The organism is Psychrobacter sp. YP14, assembly GCF_003209315.1.
Lineage (GTDB): Bacteria > Pseudomonadota > Gammaproteobacteria > Pseudomonadales > Moraxellaceae > Psychrobacter > Psychrobacter raelei.
This window is the reverse complement of sequence record NZ_CP029789.1, coordinates 1,153,734-1,171,208: the sequence shown is the minus strand read 5'-3', so window position 1 is coordinate 1,171,208 and position 17,475 is coordinate 1,153,734. Positions and strand designations below refer to the sequence as shown.

14 protein-coding genes are annotated in these 17,475 nt (G+C 43.7%); 7 read left to right on the top strand and 7 right to left on the bottom strand.

All coding sequences use genetic code 11. From position 1 onward, the window contains the following. Positions 1–46: 46 nt before the first annotated feature. The 5 genes from DLE54_RS05045 to sohB form a co-directional block, all read right to left on the bottom strand. Positions 47–265: a hypothetical protein gene (locus DLE54_RS05045; RefSeq protein WP_162617731.1), complete on the bottom strand. Its 219-nt coding sequence runs from the start codon at positions 263–265 to the stop codon at positions 47–49. A 27-nt stretch (positions 266–292) separates the two neighbouring features. Beyond that, positions 293–4,471, bottom strand: a complete 4,179-nt coding sequence (gene hrpA / locus DLE54_RS05040; protein WP_110817311.1) for an ATP-dependent RNA helicase HrpA — start codon at positions 4,469–4,471, stop codon at positions 293–295. A gap of 442 nt (positions 4,472–4,913) precedes the next feature. Further along, entirely contained in the window at positions 4,914–5,567 is a 654-nt protein-coding gene (locus DLE54_RS05035; RefSeq protein ID WP_110816463.1) for a DUF1543 domain-containing protein, read from the bottom strand. Between the two features lie 35 nt (positions 5,568–5,602). Then, the gene (locus tag DLE54_RS05030) at positions 5,603–6,640 is read right to left on the bottom strand and encodes an alpha/beta fold hydrolase (protein ID WP_110816462.1); all 1,038 of its coding nucleotides are present in this window, start codon (positions 6,638–6,640) and stop codon (positions 5,603–5,605) included. A gap of 170 nt (positions 6,641–6,810) precedes the next feature. Next, positions 6,811–7,809, bottom strand: a complete 999-nt coding sequence (gene sohB / locus DLE54_RS05025; protein WP_110816461.1) for a protease SohB — start codon at positions 7,807–7,809, stop codon at positions 6,811–6,813. A 242-nt stretch (positions 7,810–8,051) separates the two neighbouring features. Between sohB and aspS the strand changes: the two genes are divergently transcribed. From aspS to DLE54_RS04990, 7 genes are all read left to right on the top strand, one after another. Then, positions 8,052–9,857, top strand: a complete 1,806-nt coding sequence (gene aspS, locus DLE54_RS05020; RefSeq protein WP_193564695.1) for an aspartate--tRNA ligase — start codon at positions 8,052–8,054, stop codon at positions 9,855–9,857. Between the two features lie 107 nt (positions 9,858–9,964). Beyond that, positions 9,965–10,972: a lysophospholipid acyltransferase family protein gene (locus DLE54_RS05015; RefSeq protein ID WP_110816460.1), complete on the top strand. Its 1,008-nt coding sequence runs from the start codon at positions 9,965–9,967 to the stop codon at positions 10,970–10,972. A 45-nt stretch (positions 10,973–11,017) separates the two neighbouring features. Then, on the top strand, positions 11,018–11,806 hold the full coding sequence (locus DLE54_RS05010; RefSeq protein ID WP_110816459.1) for a glycosyltransferase: 789 nt from the start codon (positions 11,018–11,020) through the stop codon (positions 11,804–11,806). 78 nt (positions 11,807–11,884) lie between these two features. Beyond that, the gene (locus DLE54_RS05005) at positions 11,885–12,883 is read left to right on the top strand and encodes a Stealth CR1 domain-containing protein (protein ID WP_110816458.1); all 999 of its coding nucleotides are present in this window, start codon (positions 11,885–11,887) and stop codon (positions 12,881–12,883) included. A gap of 30 nt (positions 12,884–12,913) precedes the next feature. After that, a complete protein-coding gene (locus tag DLE54_RS05000; protein WP_110816457.1) occupies positions 12,914–13,678 on the top strand; it encodes a glycosyltransferase family 25 protein in 765 nt (254 codons plus the stop codon). Between the two features lie 67 nt (positions 13,679–13,745). Further along, positions 13,746–14,525, top strand: a complete 780-nt coding sequence (locus tag DLE54_RS04995; protein ID WP_110816456.1) for a glycosyltransferase family 25 protein — start codon at positions 13,746–13,748, stop codon at positions 14,523–14,525. A 44-nt stretch (positions 14,526–14,569) separates the two neighbouring features. Next, complete coding sequence (locus tag DLE54_RS04990; RefSeq protein WP_110816455.1) at positions 14,570–15,187, top strand: YrbL family protein; 618 nt, start codon at positions 14,570–14,572, stop codon at positions 15,185–15,187. 84 nt (positions 15,188–15,271) lie between these two features. On the opposite strand, the gene DLE54_RS04985 is transcribed toward DLE54_RS04990, so the two are convergent. Together DLE54_RS04985 and DLE54_RS04980 are read right to left on the bottom strand one after the other, a co-directional pair. Next, on the bottom strand, positions 15,272–16,153 hold the full coding sequence (locus tag DLE54_RS04985) for a glycosyltransferase family 2 protein (RefSeq protein WP_110816454.1): 882 nt from the start codon (positions 16,151–16,153) through the stop codon (positions 15,272–15,274). Positions 16,154–16,214: 61 nt separating this feature from the next. Beyond that, positions 16,215–17,468, bottom strand: a complete 1,254-nt coding sequence (locus DLE54_RS04980; protein WP_110816453.1) for a glycosyltransferase family 61 protein — start codon at positions 17,466–17,468, stop codon at positions 16,215–16,217. Positions 17,469–17,475: the final 7 nt, after the last annotated feature.

Sequence of the window (17,475 nt, the reverse complement as noted above, 5' to 3'; positions counted from 1 at the left end):
CGGTGGTTTTACGGCGACTGATGATAAAAAAAGGCCTCAGCTTATCTTATATAGATAAAAGCTGAGGCCTTATTAGATACAAACTAAAATTAGATAAGCGGCCAAAACGGTAAACGTTTTTACGTATCAATACATATAACGCTTTAAACCGGGCCTGTTTATCTGTGGCTCTTTTAGACTCAATAGGATCTGGTTTAAATAATGCTGTAGCGCCGCCTGGCTGCTGAAGAAAGCCGATATGGCCGTTAAATACAGCAGGCAACATAAGGCAAGTCTCTTGGTTTTTTAACATTTACCGCCGAGCATTGACCTGTTCCCACATTTTATTAAGCCGCTTTTGTGACACCGACTGACGGGTTTTCATCGGCTGCGCAAACAGCTGAATACGAAACTCCTCAACCAGCCAGCGGTAGTCACTAATGGTCTCGTCATCTGCACGCCCCGCCAAACGCTCCATATGGACATCAAGCTCATACACCGCGTCCAGATCGCCATCAAGATTATGCTCTAAGCGCTCAATGCGTATCTCTAATGCTTCAAGATAACGCGGATATTGCTGCCAATCCTCATACGCCATACGATACACAAAGTCTGACAAATGCAAATCATCAAGCTGATCCTCGATATCATCTATCGATTCACCAAACACGTCACGATCAAGCATCAGTAGGCTGCGGCGGATACGCTGCCATCGCGCATAGACATCTCGCAGCAGTCTTAGCACTTTTTGGCCTTCTAATAAGAAATTGGCCAATACCTTTTCAGATGTTTTTTCAAACTCTGTGTCATCTAGCGGCAACTGATTGGCCAATTTCTCAGCAACTTTATCAGCATTATCAGGCAGCGCTTCGTCATGATCTTCAAAGCTTGGTGCGTACGCTTCTAAGGTGGCGTCAAGCGTGGCGTCTACCACGATGGTCTTTAATTTCTCCATATCGCCTAAAGGCGCAAAGGCCAGCTTAAAGGTCTTATCAATCTGACTGGTGAGCTGCTTTTGCTTGGCACCGAGTTTGCTGCGGATAAGGGTCAATACCCCTTTGCGATGCGCTTTTAGCGCTGCTGTCACATCGGTAAATTGATGAATGGTCACCGCCTCGCCAGCCTCATCAGCCACCAGTGCAGAAAACTCTTTCATCACAATACCGGCACTATGACGGTTTTTGCTAAATCTAAAGTGCTCAGGGAAGCTGGTATGTACCCCTTGCGTATCTTGGCTGCTGCTTAACGCTTGACTGGTCTTGCTGGCATGACGTTGCTGCAATGCTTTAAGATCACGCCCTTTTTCAATGACCCGCTTTTTGTCATCAACCACACAGATTTGTGGCTGCAGGTAACGGTCGATAGCGCTTGGATTAAAGTCCTCTGGTTTTACCCCAAGCACACCGCGGCGCTGCAAGGCCTGGCACAGCTGGTTTAATAAACCTTGCTGGTGATTTTTTTCAAGCTCGTCATATAAGCTGTCTGCGGTATTGGGAATGGGCACAATCTTGCGGCGAATCTCTTTGGGCAAGGATTTGAGCAATTGCAGCACCAGCTCATAACGCCAGCCTGGTACCCCCCATAACAATTCAATGGCATCTAGCTGCGGTAAGGCAGCAAGCGGTACTCTAATGGTCACCCCATCATCTTCAGAGGCCGGATCGAACACGTATTTAAGAGGCAGCTTTAAATCACCCAATTGCCAAACCTCTGGGAACTCGCCTGTGGTCGGTGCCGTCTCTTTCAGCACATCCTCATCGGTAAAGAACAAGAATTTTGGGTCTTCTTTTTCAATATCAGCACGCCAGTCTTCAAAGGCTTTACGGCTGGCAATGTGTTCTGGGATTTTGCGCTCGTAGAATTGATATAAGTCCTCTTCATCCACTAACAAATCACGGCGACGCAGCTTTTCTTCTATACGCTCAACATCTGCAATTTTGTCCATATTGTGCTGCAAGAAAGGTGCTTGACGGCCCAGATTACCAGTCACAAGACCATCGCGAATGAATATTTCTCGTGACTCCTCTAGGTTAATCTGTTCATAATTTGTCAATTGCTTAGCGACCACAATCAGACCAAATAAGCTGATCTGAGCATAAGCACGCACGCGACCGGTTTTCTTCGACCAATGCGGCTCGAAGTAATGGTATTTAAGCAGATTGCCCCCGGCAGAGATAATCCATTCTGGCTCAATTTTTGCCACGGTGCGCATAAATACTTGTGAGGTCTCAACTATTTCAAACGCCATTACCCAAGCAGGTACTTGCTTAAACACGGTACTGGCTGGGAATATTTTGGCTTTTTGTTGACGTGCAGCCAGATACTCACCACGCTGATCTGTCTTATGCGCAATAACAGACAGTAAGCCGGTTAGTAACGCACGATGCAGGTTGGCATATTTCACCGCACGCTGCGCTTCATTGACCTTGTTATCACTGGCATTATCAACAATTAGGTCCGTGGCCACGCTTTTGGCCACGGTTACTGCCTGATTGGCATGACGCTGGCCCTTAGCAGCGTCATTTTGCGTGTGGGGCTTGTCTTTATGCTCTGTGCCAGAGTCTGTGAGCAGCTTTAGGTCAGTCACCATTTGCTCAAGCTGGCGGTAGGTCTTCTCCCATTCACGCAGACGCGGGAAGCTTAGATAATGCTTTTTGGCAAAGGATTTGCGCTGACTGCTGCTTAGCTTATTACTACCGCCGCCATATAGAGCGTTCCATAGGCTTAGATAAAATAGAAAGTCAGAGTCTTCTTGACGAAAAATAGCATGTTTTTGATCAGCCTGAGCCCGCTTCTCGGCTGGACGCTCTCTGGGATCTTGCACCGCAAGTGCAGCCACAATGATAAGCATCTCAAGCATACAATCAAAGTCACTACCAGCGACCAGCATACGGGCAAGCCTTGGGTCAATCGGCATGCGTGCCATTTTTTGACCAATACGGGTCAGCTTGACATCATTGAGTGTTTGCTTAGCCACAGGTTTTTTACTGTCGCTATTTTTTGGCGTCAGTGCACCGAGCTCATCGAGCAGCTTTCGGCCATCTTTGACCAAGCGGCTATCAGGTGGTTCGATAAAATCAAAGCTCTCTACTGTGCCCAGACGCAAGCTTGCCATCTGTAAAATCACCGATGCTAAGTTGGTACGCAGAATCTCAGGCTCAGTAAACTCAGGGCGACTGGCGAAGTCTTCTTCTGAATATAGGCGGATACATACCCCAGGCGCCACACGACCACAGCGCCCTTTACGCTGGTTGGCCGCCGCTTGTGAGATGGCCTCAATAGGCAGTCTTTGTACCCGTGAGCGATACGAATACCGCGAGATACGCGCAAAACCTAAGTCAATAACATAGCGGATACCCGGGACAGTCAGCGCGGTCTCTGCCACGTTGGTGGCAATAACAATGCGTCTGCCGCGACCTGAGGGCTGAAAGATACGCTGCTGCTCAGCGTAAGTCTGGCGCGCAAATAATGGCAGCACTTCAGTATGGCGCGGCCCATGTTGCACCAGCACCTGTTGCATCTCACGAATCTCTGCTTCGGTTGCGGCAAATATCAGAATATCGGCATGCTCAGGATGCCCTTTAGCAATCGCATCTTCAAAGCACTCCTCTACCGCCGCCACCACCGCACGCGGCAGATTATCCTCAAAGTCATCATAACTGTCGTCATCTGAGCTGCTCACTGGGGTATCTGTCAGCGGACGATAGCGCACTTCAACTGGATAACCTCGGCCCTCGACATCAATAACAGGCGCCGGCACCATACGCTTTTTAACAGGGTCATACTGAGCAAAATACTCACTAAAACGGCCGGTATCCAAGGTGGCTGAGGTAATAATCACCTTCAAATCTGGACGCTTGGGCAGCAGCTGTTTTAAATAGCCCATAATAAAATCGATATTTAGGCTGCGTTCATGCGCCTCATCGATAATAATTGTGTCATAACGGGTTAAAAAACGATCATGACCCAGCTCGGCCAGCAAGATACCATCGGTCATTAATTTGACCACGGATTGGGCGCTGCCTTGCTCATTAAACCGAATCTTAAAGCTAACGGTTTCCCCAAGTGGCTCACCCAGCTCTTCAGCAATTCGGTTGGCCACACTGCGCGCCGCCAGTCGTCTGGGCTGAGTATGGCCAATCTGACCCGTAATACCTCGGCCTGCCAGCATCGCAAGCTTCGGCAGCTGAGTGGTCTTACCTGAGCCGGTCTCACCGGCCACAATAATCACTTGATGGTCGGTGATGGCCTGAATAATATCGATGCTGCGCTTACTGACTGGCAGCTCATCATTAAGCAGCTGCGGCAAATTATGAGGAATGCTATCAATACGCTGTTGTACCACGTGCTGTGAGCGCTGCTTTATTTGCTCAAACTTAGCTTGCTTGTCTGCCAATACTTTAGGGTCTGCGTTTTTTGGCAGACGTGATAATTCACGCTGCAAGCGGCTTAGAAAATGACGGTCTTTGGCCAGTACCGGCAGCTCCTTCATCGATTCAAAAACAGCCAATTTAGAGCTTATCTTATCGTTTGAGCCATCCTCTACCACAGACGCATTATGTTGATGCGCCTGCGTTAACGAGGGCTCTTGAGGGTTAGAGGAGGCAGTGCTATTCGTGTCTTTAGTCATAAGTTTTTTTTGGCTTTATCGGCTTGAATTTTGGGGTCAGCAAAGCATTGCAGTGACACAACTATCTATAGTATAAAAAGGTAGAACAGTACGGGGTAAAATAAACAGACGTGGGCGCAGGTATGGCCGCTTGAACCCCTACTTTATACGCTAAGACGTTTTATATTTCTCATGCCATTACTTCAAAGGGCATGGGGGTTTTATGAGGGGTAATGGCCGCACAATCAAGGGTTTATTATAACACTGCTGAGCGGTTATTTTTGAGTTGCCCTTGATTACGAGAAATTAACTTATAATGCCAAACTCACAACGCCAAACTTTTAAGCGTCTTGAGACTGAGGTAGCCGACATAATTTTTATCCTCTACAGCTTCATCAAAGTCAATAGAACCAACAGGTATAGGCGTGATAGCCAGTCGACCAACACTTAGCAGACCATTAACATCATAGATATCATCGACATCCACCTGATGTTTATTATCAATGTGTGAGGCGGCATTGAAGGGAACATCGTCGTCATTATAGCTGTAATTTTTATAAAACTCGGTCGTAGCGGCCGCTTTCATTGCTGTAGCTTGAGTGGGTGCAACCACCAGCATTTTGTAATGAAACTCTTCGATACTGCCCTCTTGATAGCCACCCAAATTAATAAAAAACAGTTTTAAGTCGGAAGCGTTATCTGTGCTCTGGTTACTCTTAATTGACGAGTTTATATTATCTTTTTCTGCAGTATTATCGTCCTGCCACTCAATATGATAAGCACTGCCATCAGGGTTAATAACCGTAGTGACGCTACGATAAGAGTCGATATGCCATTTGTTCTTGACCGCAGGCCAGTGGGCATTTATCGCATCTATCAAATCGCCTACCTTATCTGCTACCCCAAAGAACATGTCGTGCTGTTCAATCAGCCGACCCTTTGGTGTGGCGCCGAGCTGCACCATAAACAGTGTCGTCATACTCTGCCCCTTTGACTCAATACTGGATGATTTATTTAGTTAAACGACTTAGTATAATCAGATTTGGTGTCTCGCAAGAACTGCTTCACCACAGCCACTGTGGCTTTCGGGTCTTCCTCTTGCGGCACATGACCTAGGTGATCAAATACCACCAATTGGCTATTGGGTATGGCAGCCTTAAATTTATAAGCGCTTTCAATAGGAATTAATTCATCTTGTGCGCCCCAGATAATCAGTGTGGGCTGCGTAATCTCACCCAGGCGCTTGACTTCATCTTGATATAACCCCTCGCGCATGCGTCTGGTCAAGGCTTTACGATTGCCTGCACGGCGGCTGAGCTCATAATAACGGTTCACCAAGTCATCGCTTACCTTGGATTTATCTGCATAAACACTCTGCACACTACTGCGCACCATGCTTTTGGGGAGTACATGCTCAGTAAGACCATCTAATACGGGAGACTGTGCCAGTTTAAAGCCAATGGGCATGCGTTTGGGGGTAAATTTAAAGCCTGATGCATCAACCAATATCAAGCGGTCAATCCGCTCAGGGTGCATTAAAGCAGTTAGCCAAGCAATGCCGCCGCCAAGCGAATTACCGGCAATGGTCGCTCGCTTGATATCAAGCTTATCCATCACTTTAATGACAGTATCAACATAATTATCTAAGCTATAGGGCTTGGTATCATCAGCATAAGGGCCTGTTAACCCAAAGGCTGGCAAGTCTAAGCGTACCACGCAATATTGTTCTTTAAGCGCCTCAGTCCAGCCATCCCAAGTATGCAAGCTGGCTGACGTGCCATGGATTAGTAACAAAGTTTCAGCGCCGCTTTGCGCTTCACAGTTATTAGTAGCCGCTAAGTTATCAGATGTCTCAGACTTGGCCACATGCACCTGTAATCCTTCTACATCGACATAAAAGCTGGTCGGCAGCTCCCAATGCTTAAGCTTAGAGGCCTGCAAATCTGGCTTCCAGATGCGGCCGATGACAAGTGCTGCCGCAGAGGTTGCCAGCACACCCGCCAAACCCATCTTGACTAAAAGTGTCTTATTAAACGTCAAATGCTTATCCATTGAACACCTATCCTTGGTTAATTTATCTTTGATTACTGGTCTTAACGATTGGTTTTTGCTGATTAAACTCAATCCTTATCATTCAGGTTATTACAAGATAAATCCATCAAAAAAAGCGACCTTAAGGTCGCTTTTTCTTCACATCAAGTGGCTGATAGTTTATCCAACCATTAAAACTTTAAACGCTTGTCTTGCTCAATCTTGCTCATAACCTCAGGCAATTTATTACCCAGCACAGTCAACGCTGACTTGGTTGCGGTGCTTACCAAGCCTGATACCGCCGAATGAGCGGCGTTAGCAAAACCCAACTTCTCAGCCAAAGTGGGTTTTTGGCGTGATAAAATGGCATACACTTGATGCTCATCCATTTGCTTTAGCAAATATGCATCCGAGGTCGTCAGCTCATCGACCAGGTTTAAATGCAGCGCATCCTCACCATACCAATGATCGCCATTGGCCACTTTGGTTAAGTCCAGCTGCGGGCGATAGGTGGTCACAAAGTGCTTAAATAGCTTATGTGTTTGCTCTAGCTCCTCAGTGTATTTGGCACGATCGTCATCATCATTCTCACCAAAAACAGTCACCGTACGCTTGTACTCACCTGCGGTAAACATTTCATAATCGATATCGTGTTTTTTTAGCCATTTATTAAAGTTTGGCATTTGTGAGACCACACCAATTGAGCCGATAACGGCAAACGGGGCTGCTAAAATTTTATCTGCCACACAGGCCATCATGTAACCCCCACTGGCAGCGATTTTATCCACGGCAATGGTGAGCGTTAAGCCGGCGTCTTTGAGGCGCACCAATTGAGCTGCAGCCAAGCCATAGCTATGTACCATGCCCCCGCCTGACTCTAGACGAATGACCACCTCATCACCCTTATTGGCGCCGCTGATGATGGTGCTGATCTCCTCGCGCAAGTGCTTAACGGCACTGGCTTTAATATCACCATCAAAATCAAGCACAAATACACGCTTTTGCTTGGCTTTCGCTTTAGACTTGTCTTTTAGTTTTTGCTTGGCTTTTTTGGCCAGTGCTTTTTGGAATTGTTTTACCGCATTTTTGTCCCCTGTCGCTTCAATAAGATGCTTGCGACGCTCGTTTTGACTTTTATTTAAATGAACTACTTTTAACTCAACTGGGTTTTTGGCCGGATAAAACAACATAAATATTCCTTTAAGGGTATAAAACATATCGAAAACTAGATGGGATATAATAACGCTCTAGCACAAATAATTTTTTATCATATTGTTATTAATATGCGTTTGCATTTCAATAATTTCAAGGGTGTTTGGTTGTATCAACACGCAAGATTAGGCATAATGTGCGTTTGATAAAAATTCTTTGACAGAACCTTCTTGAATTTATAAGAATTCTTTTTTGATAACTGATAGGTAGTGGACAATTTATGATGCGTACCGAGTATTGTGGGGCCGTAACCGAAGCGTTACTAGAGCAAACCATCACTATAACAGGCTGGATTCATCGTCGCCGTGACCATGGTGGGGTTATCTTTTTAGATATGCGTGATCGCGCGGGTATCTTGCAGGTTGTCGTTGACCCCGATACGCCAGAAGCTTTTGCAACCGCTGATGCTGCACGTTCTGAGTATGTATTAAAGATTACAGGTCGTGTGCGCAAGCGCTATGAAGGTACCGAAAACGCGAATATGACCAGTGGTAATGTTGAGCTGTTGGCCAAAGAAATTGTCGTATTGGCCAAATCTGAAACACCGCCATTTCCATTAAATGACGAGAATATCTCTGTATCAGAAGATTTGCGCCTAAAATACCGCTATTTAGACATGCGTCGTCCAGAGATGCAAGAGCGTATGGTATTTCGTGCCAAAGCCACCTCTACCATCCGTCGTTATTTAGATGACCAAGGTTTCTTAGACGTTGAAACCCCAATTTTGACGCGTGCCACACCAGAGGGTGCACGTGACTATCTTGTGCCATCACGTACCCGTCCAGGTAACTTCTTTGCTTTGCCTCAGTCGCCACAGCTGTTCAAACAGTTATTAATGGTGGCAGGCTTTGATCGTTATTATCAAATCGCCAAGTGTTTCCGTGATGAAGACTTACGTGCCGACCGTCAGCCAGAATTCACTCAGGTGGATATCGAGACGTCTTTCTTGTCTGAAGAAGACATCATGGACATCAACGAAGGCTTGATCCAAAACCTATTTAAGACCATGCTAGATGTGGACTTAGGTAAGTTCCCACGTATGACCTACGCTGAAGCAATGCGTGACTATGCCTCTGATAAGCCTGATTTACGTATCCCATTAAAACTAATCGACGTCGCAGACTTGATGCAGTCGGTTGATTTTAAAGTGTTTGCAGGCCCTGCTAACGATCCTAAAGGTCGTGTGGCCGCCTTACGTGTGCCAAATGGTGGCTCACTAACCCGTAAGCAAATCGATGAATACACCAAATACGTCGGCATCTATGGGGCGCGTGGTCTGGCATATATCAAAGTTAACGATGCCAGCAACATCAACAATGGTGTCGACAAAGAGTCTGGCCTACAATCGCCTATCATCAAAAACATGAGCGATGAGGTGTTGGTAAGCTTAATTGAGCGCACAGGCGCACAAGATGGCGACATCATTTTCTTTGGTGCAGATAAAGCCAAGATTGTGAATGATGCTATGGGTGCGCTACGTGTCAAAATCGGTCTAGATATGAACATGGAAACTTGTGAGTGGGCTCCGCTATGGGTCGTCGACTTCCCAATGTTCGAGGAGACCGATGATGGTAAGTGGACCTCAATGCACCACCCCTTCACCATGCCAAAAGGCTCAGTTGAAGAGCTAAAAAACAACCCAGAAACAGCCCTATCTATCGCCTATGATATGGTACTAAACGGTACTGAGATTGGCGGTGGTAGCTTACGTATTAACACAGTTGAGATGCAGCGTGCAGTATTTGATGCCTTAGGTATCTCAGAAGAAGAAGCCAACGAGAAGTTTAGCTTCTTATTAGACGCTTTAAAATTCGGTGCGCCTCCGCATGGCGGCTTAGCCTTCGGTTTGGACCGTCTGATTATGCTTATGGTGGGCGCAAGCTCTATTCGTGACGTGATTGCATTCCCGAAAACCAAAACTGCAGACTGCCCATTAACTCAGGCCCCTGCAGAAGTCGACAGCCGTCAGCTGCGTGAGCTGGGCATTCGTGTGCGCGAAAAAGCGCAAGCTGAAAACAAAGAGTAATTTAGCTAACCGCTTGTGGGGCTAGCCCCCACCAGCAGCACACTTAGCTGGCAAAGCGGTGGTTATTCAATAGCTTAGATAATTACCCCTTATTGCGAGTTAAGTCTATGAACCCATTAAATGCCGTCAAATTTGTGCCATTGTCCGCTATGCGGGCAGTGGCACTTTTCGTCACTCCCATCGTGAATAATATTCCTAACACCTCGATCAAACGCAGCATTGATATCAATCTGCAATTGGCAACACCTGAGCTTGACCATGAAGCTCGTGAGCAACTTTCAGAACAAATTATTCGCAATCAACTCTTAAGCACGGTTGAATCAGTGAAAAGCTGGGCGATGCCGCCTGCTTGGAGCATCAACCAAGTCAATAAAGTATATAATCTGCAGATACTTGAGGCTGCCTTAAAAGATCCTAAGGGCATGCTTGCCATTGTCCCGCATTTGGGTACGTGGGAGATTATGAATGCCTGGCTGAATCAATTTGGCTCACCTACTATCTTATATAAACCGGTCAAAAACCGACTTCAAAATGACTTTATTCTGCAAGGCCGCCAACGCCTTAACTCACAGATGGTCCCCACTGACGCCTCGGGTATAAAGGCCATTTTTAAGACCTTAAAATCTGGCGGCTTTAGTATCATCCTACCCGACCATGTGCCTCAGCCCTCAGGCGGTGTTCAAGCACCATTTTTTGGTATTGAAACATTAACCAGTACGCTTGCACCCAAGCTTGCCAGCAAGACCAAGTGCTCATTGGTAGGACTGGTCTGTGTACGCAGTGACAATGACTCACCCTTAAAAAGCGGCTTTGATGTCCACTGCTTCGCCTTAGATGACCCTAAGCTATTTGATAAGGACATTGTAGTTGCTACCAGCGCTTTAAACAAAGCGATGGAGGACATGATCAAGCGCTTCCCTGATCACTATATGTGGAGCTATCGACGCTTCAAACAAATTCCCTTAATCAACAATCCTTACAAAGCCAGTACGGATCAGCTAAAGCAGTTTATTGGCGCTTATGTTAAACCTAAGTTATTGACCCAAAATGCTCGGCAAAATGAAGCATTAGAGGATTCACCCGATCGCACATTAGAGCGCTCATTAGACAAGTAAGCATTTTACTGACTCCTAAACCCACCTATTTGGCCCGAGTAACTCATGACAACTACCCAATCTGACTCACGCCTTACGCCTTCTTCAAATAGTGAGGCCCGCTATGTGATCTGTATGAAATGGGGCACCAAATATGGCCCTGAGTATGTCAACCGTCTATACAATATGGTCAAGCGTCATCTGACATTAGATTTTCAGATGGTATGCCTTACCGATGATGAGACGGGTATTGACCCCAATGTGCGCTGCTACCCTATTCCTGAGCTCAATCTACCTGAGGGCTTGCCTGAACGTGGCTGGAAGAAGCTAACCACCTTTAAGCCTGAATTATATGACTTAAAAGGTACTGCGCTATTTTTGGATATTGATATTGTTATTGTTGATAATATCGATGCTTTTTTTGAATACGAAGCCAAGTTTGATGACAGCGTGGTCATCATCCGTGACTGGAAAAAGCCTTGGCGCATGGTGGGCAACAGCTCAGTGTACCGCTTTAAAATTGGTCAAAACACCTATCCCAACCTGCTCAGTCACTTCGAGCAAAACTTTGCCAAGATAAGCAAAGAGGTACGTCATGAGCAGGCTTATTTATCTAATTATTTGCGTAAGCATCACCACTTAGAGTACTGGGATAAAACTTGGTGCGTAAGCTTTAAATACCAATGTATGCCCTCTCCTGCTATGAGTTTTATTAAAGCGCCAAGCTTACCTGATAACGCTAAAATTATTATCTTTCATGGTGAGATTAATCCGCCTGATGCGATTAAAGGTGGTGGCGGTAAATGGTATCGCCATGTGAAGCCAAGCCCTTGGCTTAAGGATTACTGGAAATAAAAACATCGACTCGGTAGCAGATAACTAAAGAGCTATCTACCCAGATACTTATATTACCATGACATAGTGAGAGCCCTTGTGAGCCTACAATCCCCATCTGAAATAGACTTAGTTATCGCCTGGGTGGACGGTGATGACCCGAAGCTCAAGCAAAAGCGCCAGTCGTATCAAAAAACCACTCAAGTGGCCTCTGATGCGATTAGTGCCACTCGCTTTGCCAGTAACAATGAAATCTATTTTAACGTGGCCTCTATTTTAAAATACGTGCCCTTTTGTCGCTATATCTATATCGTCTCTGATGAGCAGCAGCCTAAATTTATCGAAGAGTTTGCGGCACAAGGTATCTGTACCCAAGACAAAATTCGCATTATTGACCACAAGCAAATCTTCGCAGGCTACGAGCAGTATCTGCCAACCTTTAATACCCGCTCGATTGAGACCATGCTGTGCAATATACCAGGTCTGTCTGATTATTTTATCTACTTAAATGATGACTTCTTTTTTAATCAACCAGCCCAGATTGAAGATTTTTTGACTGATAATAAGATGGTAGTGTATGGCCACTGGCGTAGCAGCCTGCCACTGAAGGCTAAGCTTGATTACCGCAAGACATTACAAAAGCTAGTGGGTAAGCCGGTGCAGCCTAAGCATACTATTGCTCAAATGCTGGGGGCACAACTGGCGGGGATGAGCAAGTTCTTTGAAATACATCATTATCCGCATATTGTTGATAAAAATATTTTGCGAAATTTCTTATTAAGCAAGCCTACGCTACTGGCTAAACAAATCGAGTATAAATTTCGTGATGTGGAGCAGTTTAATCCCATATCATTGATGAATCACTTGAAAATCAAGCAAAATCAGGTCATCTTAAAGCCTGATATTGACATCAATTATCTAAAAGATGAGCGCAGTGTGCAGCAGTTTATTAAAGGTTTGCAAGATTCTAATATCAAATATGGCTGCATACAAAGTATGGATCAACTGCCCGCTAAAGAATTTGCTCAAGTTACTGAGGCCATGTTTACCAAGCTTCAGTCCTACCTGCCGCAGTCACTATTGACTGCGCAAGGCTGACTATCACACACTAAGGACAAGATACCTCTTATGAAAGTATTAACTTACTTAATCAACTTAGATGGCAGTGACAAACGACTCGAGCGCTCTACCGAGCAGCTACAGCAGCAGAACTGGGACTTTGAAAGAATATCGGCGTATGATGGGCGTGGTAAAGCATTATCTGAGTTTGTCGATTATGATGACGAACAAACGCGTAGTAACTTAGGCCGCAGCCTTTTAAACTCAGAAATCGGCTGTTATCTGAGTCACTATCAGTGCGCCCAGAAGTTTCTTGAGACCGATGCGGATATGCTGATAGTTTTAGAAGATGATATGAAGATGTCCAGTGCATTTGCGCCGGTAGTCAAAGAGGCCGTATCGTATTTATATGCGCATCCAGAGCTTGACTGGTATTTGGTCAATATTGCTGCCAAAAAAAAGAAACTGGCCAAAGATATCACAACCATCAATGAACATACGCTTTGGCACGCCTATTATTTTCCTATTAGGGGTCTTGGGCTGATTTGGTCACGTAAAGGCGCCGAAGAATTTATTAAGCATGGCAAGCCCATTACGATGCCAGTCGATATTTTCTTTCAAAGATGGCTCAGTCAAAATGGCAAAGGTCTAGGTGTTTGGCCCGCCGTGATTAGCCCTATGGGGATCGATAGTGATATTTTAGGCACTCAGTCCAGTCAAAATATTCAGCGTAAAGATAAAGAAGGCCGAGATGGCAGCTATAATCTCAAAAAACAAAAAAGAATGCTACAAGACAAAGCGGCGGCTGTTAAGCATCTTTATTTGAATAAATAACTGTATTAAAAACTACTCAAAATCTGGTTTAGCCCAAATACCAGTGCTTTATATGGATAAAACAGTTATGAAGAATATTATTATTAGCTTAGATTCTGCCAATAAAAGACGTCAACACATCGAAAATGAATTTGGGAAACATCACCTTAGCTATGAGTTTTTTGACGCTCTAAGACCTGAGCAAGCAGCTCAATACGCTAAGAGTCTAAACTTAGAGGATACCTCAGATTTAACCCCTACTGAGCTGGCATGTATGATGAGCCATGTTGCAGTATGGGAGAAAATCATTGCAGAGCAGCTTGATTATGTCGCCATCTTCGAAGACGATGTTTTTTTGGGAGAAGATGCCACAGAGTTACTGACCCAGACCAATTGGATACAACCGGATTGGAATATTATTAAAATAGAGGCATTTTCAAAAAAGGCTTATTTATCCTCTAAGACTTATGAGGTAATACCTAATAAGCGTAAGCTTGCTATTCTTGAAGGTAAAAACCTAGGTGCCGCTGGATATATCTTATCTTTGCAGGGTGCTAAGCTTTTTTTAGACTTCATTTTAAAACAGCCTGCTAAACCTGTCGATAAAATGATTTTTGATGAGTTTATTGCCACTCAAATAGAGCCTGTCTATCAAATGCTACCGGCCCTGTGTGAGCAAGAGAAGATTTTAAAGAAGAAACAAGATAATAACAGCGAGGTAACCTTACCCAGTGCATTATCTTCTGAACGTAAGCTGCGTCGTAAACAAGAGAAGAAAAAGGGCTTTAGTAAATTACAATTAGAGGCCAGTAGACTTATTAGAAACACCAAAAAGCATTTGCTTGCCAAAAAAATAGTATTTAAATAAACCTTATTACCATCTCTACTTTTAACTTATAAGGCTTAGCTTTTATGATTAAAATTGATCAGTTACAACTGTTAGGACAAGGGACTCAAAAGTTAGTTTATCAGCATCCAGATGAGGCTAATAAGGTCATAAAATTAATGAAGCCTGAAAATGCGACAGCTGAGGGTGGCCGAGCGACTCAAAGCCGATTACGCGCTAATCGTCATCAAGGTATCTATCGCCAGTTTCGCCGTGAATTATTGCAGTATTTACAGCTGTGTAAAACCCATTACAGCCAAAAACTATTTACCTTCCCTATAGAAACAGTACACGGCTTTATTGACACAGATCAAGGACTCGGACTGGTTACTGAAAAGATTATTGCTCCCTCTGGAGAGCCTAAAACCTTAGAGGATTTGGTCAACCAGCAACAATTTGGCGAAGCTCAGAAAAAGGCACTCGATCAATTCTTTGACGACTGCTGTGATTACCACGTGGTATTTGGTGAGGTTAACATTGGCGGTATCATGTATACCGAATCGCGCCAAGGTCGCCCTGAATTTGTACTGGTAGATGGCATTGGTGAGAAATTAGTCATTCCATTTAGAGCAATGAGTAAGACCATCAATGATAAAAATATTAGAAAGGTGGAAGCTAAGATTAAGGCTAAAATAGGGATATAAACTTTTTTAGTTCTCTGTAGCAATCGGTATGTTGGGGCTTGTTTTCGTTATTGGTAATATCAAGCCCCATTACCTTATCGCCTACTATTTATTTTTGACTTTTTTAATCATTTGTTTAAACACTAGATTCGTCGCTTTCAATGGTTTTTGCTTAAATAGCCCTGAGAACTTCTCAAGCTTTTCTAGTCCCTTTTTACTCTCAAACTCTCTACGTGCATTAGACCACAAAACCTTCTCCATTGCCGGCTCATAATATTCAGAGTCTTTAAAGCAATTGAGAACCTCTATTCGACCTTGCATCATTTTTTCAATATTGCCAGAAAAATTACTGTCATGCTGCCGGTAGAGACCTAGCACCTCATTGAGATAGTAAATATCGCCAATTTGGCTAAGTTTTAACCACATATACCAATCTTCTAAAGCAATTTTTGGATTGTATCCTCCAACCTGTTTAACCGCCTCTAACCTAAGTAACTGTGTGGCAGCAGGAAAGTCATGTTTATTCATAATGATACTCTCAAAGCTATAAACCCCAGGCTTTCTTAAAGAAACAGACAGCTCCTTATGACGACTATCGATCAGCTTAACGCCAGCAAATACTGAATTTACCTCTGGGTGTTGCTCTAAAAAACTTACCTGTGCATCAGTTTTATGAGGCAATATTAAATCATCAGAAGCCAATACAGCAAAATACTTACCCTGACACCACTCAAGTGCCTCATTTAAAGTAGCACTGAGTCCTTTATTGGGTCTATTCCTAAATTCAAATCGGGCAAATCTTTGCTCACAGGCCAGAATCATTTCCTCGATTTTCTGGACTGAATTATCTTTAGAGCCATCGTCTATAATTATTAATTCTATATTTTTATAGCTTTGATCAATGACACTTTGAATGGAGTCTTGCACAAAACTTTGATGATTATAACAAGGAATCACCACCGAAACTAAGGGACCAGAAGTACTCATATTGCTACCTAAATGTGATAAAAACTGTGATTTATAATGGTTTTAGCCACTATTAAACCAACTACTGAATTTGTTGATACAAGTCTATTAATTGCTGAAGGTCTAAACGATAAGAGCCATGCACCTTACCGCATTTCACCTGATACTGTAAATAATGCATATCCACACCCAGTATATTTGCTAAGGAACAATATGTATCAAAGTATTTTAATTGTTCAGGAAGCCAACTGATCGCCTTTGTACCCTCTTGTGCAAATAATAAGTTAGACCAAGCTGCACCAGATGGCCCCACAATAAAGCTTGCCTCTTGAAACATAGTGATCTGCTCAATGAGGCTAAGCTTATCAGGATAAACCCCGACGAAGCCTTCTTTTTCAAAAAAAGAAAATACCTCATCTTGGTTATAACTTCTTTTGTTATAACTGCTTACGGCATCTTCATTACGCAAAATAAATATTTTTTTATGAGAAGTGCTATCTAGCCGTTGTTCAGGAGAGTGCAAAGTGGCATTAGATAAACGATGACGTAAGTCAATGACAACCTCCTTATTGAAGATAGTACTGGTACGATAATCGTCTAAGAAATTATGGTAGTTATAGATGGTTTGGTTAAAGGTATTTACAAAGTATAGATGCTCAACAAAGAGCACCTCTTTAGGCTGAGCATAAACAATTTCAATATCGTGCAGATGTTTTAGACACTGCTGTAATATCCACTGATAATTATCGTTTTTTTGGACACACTCACTGACTATGATGGTGTTGACCGCTCTTTGTGTTAGCGCTTCATCTGTTAATACTAATAACTTCGGGGCAATCTCTATCATCCAATGATAAAAATTAAATGAACCATTGCCACCTAAGAATAGCGCCCTTTTAAAAGCTCTAACACTATTTTTTCTTATGTTTTTTATATACGCACTCTTTGTATCATGACGTACTAAAAACCCTGATTTATAATTAGCGTCTTGACAAGAGATGTAAGGAAACTCTTCTATATAAACACTTTTAATATCACCGCTAACAAAGCTTGAGCATTCTATATTGCAATAAACATCACTTAACTCGTAAAGTTTAATATCAACCGGCTGATAGCTGCATTCATAATGACATTGATTATTATATTTAGGGCTATTTGAGATACTGTTTGTTTCTGCTTTTTTTAACAAAACATACGTTTTGATGTCTTCAACAGACCGCTTCTCAAGTCGCTTATGCTTTAACCTAAACTCAAGCTCTTTTAGATGTTGGGATACACCACTTCTACCACCGGCTAAGCTCTGTTTCACTATCTGCACCTCTCCTCCCAGTTTCATAAGTGCA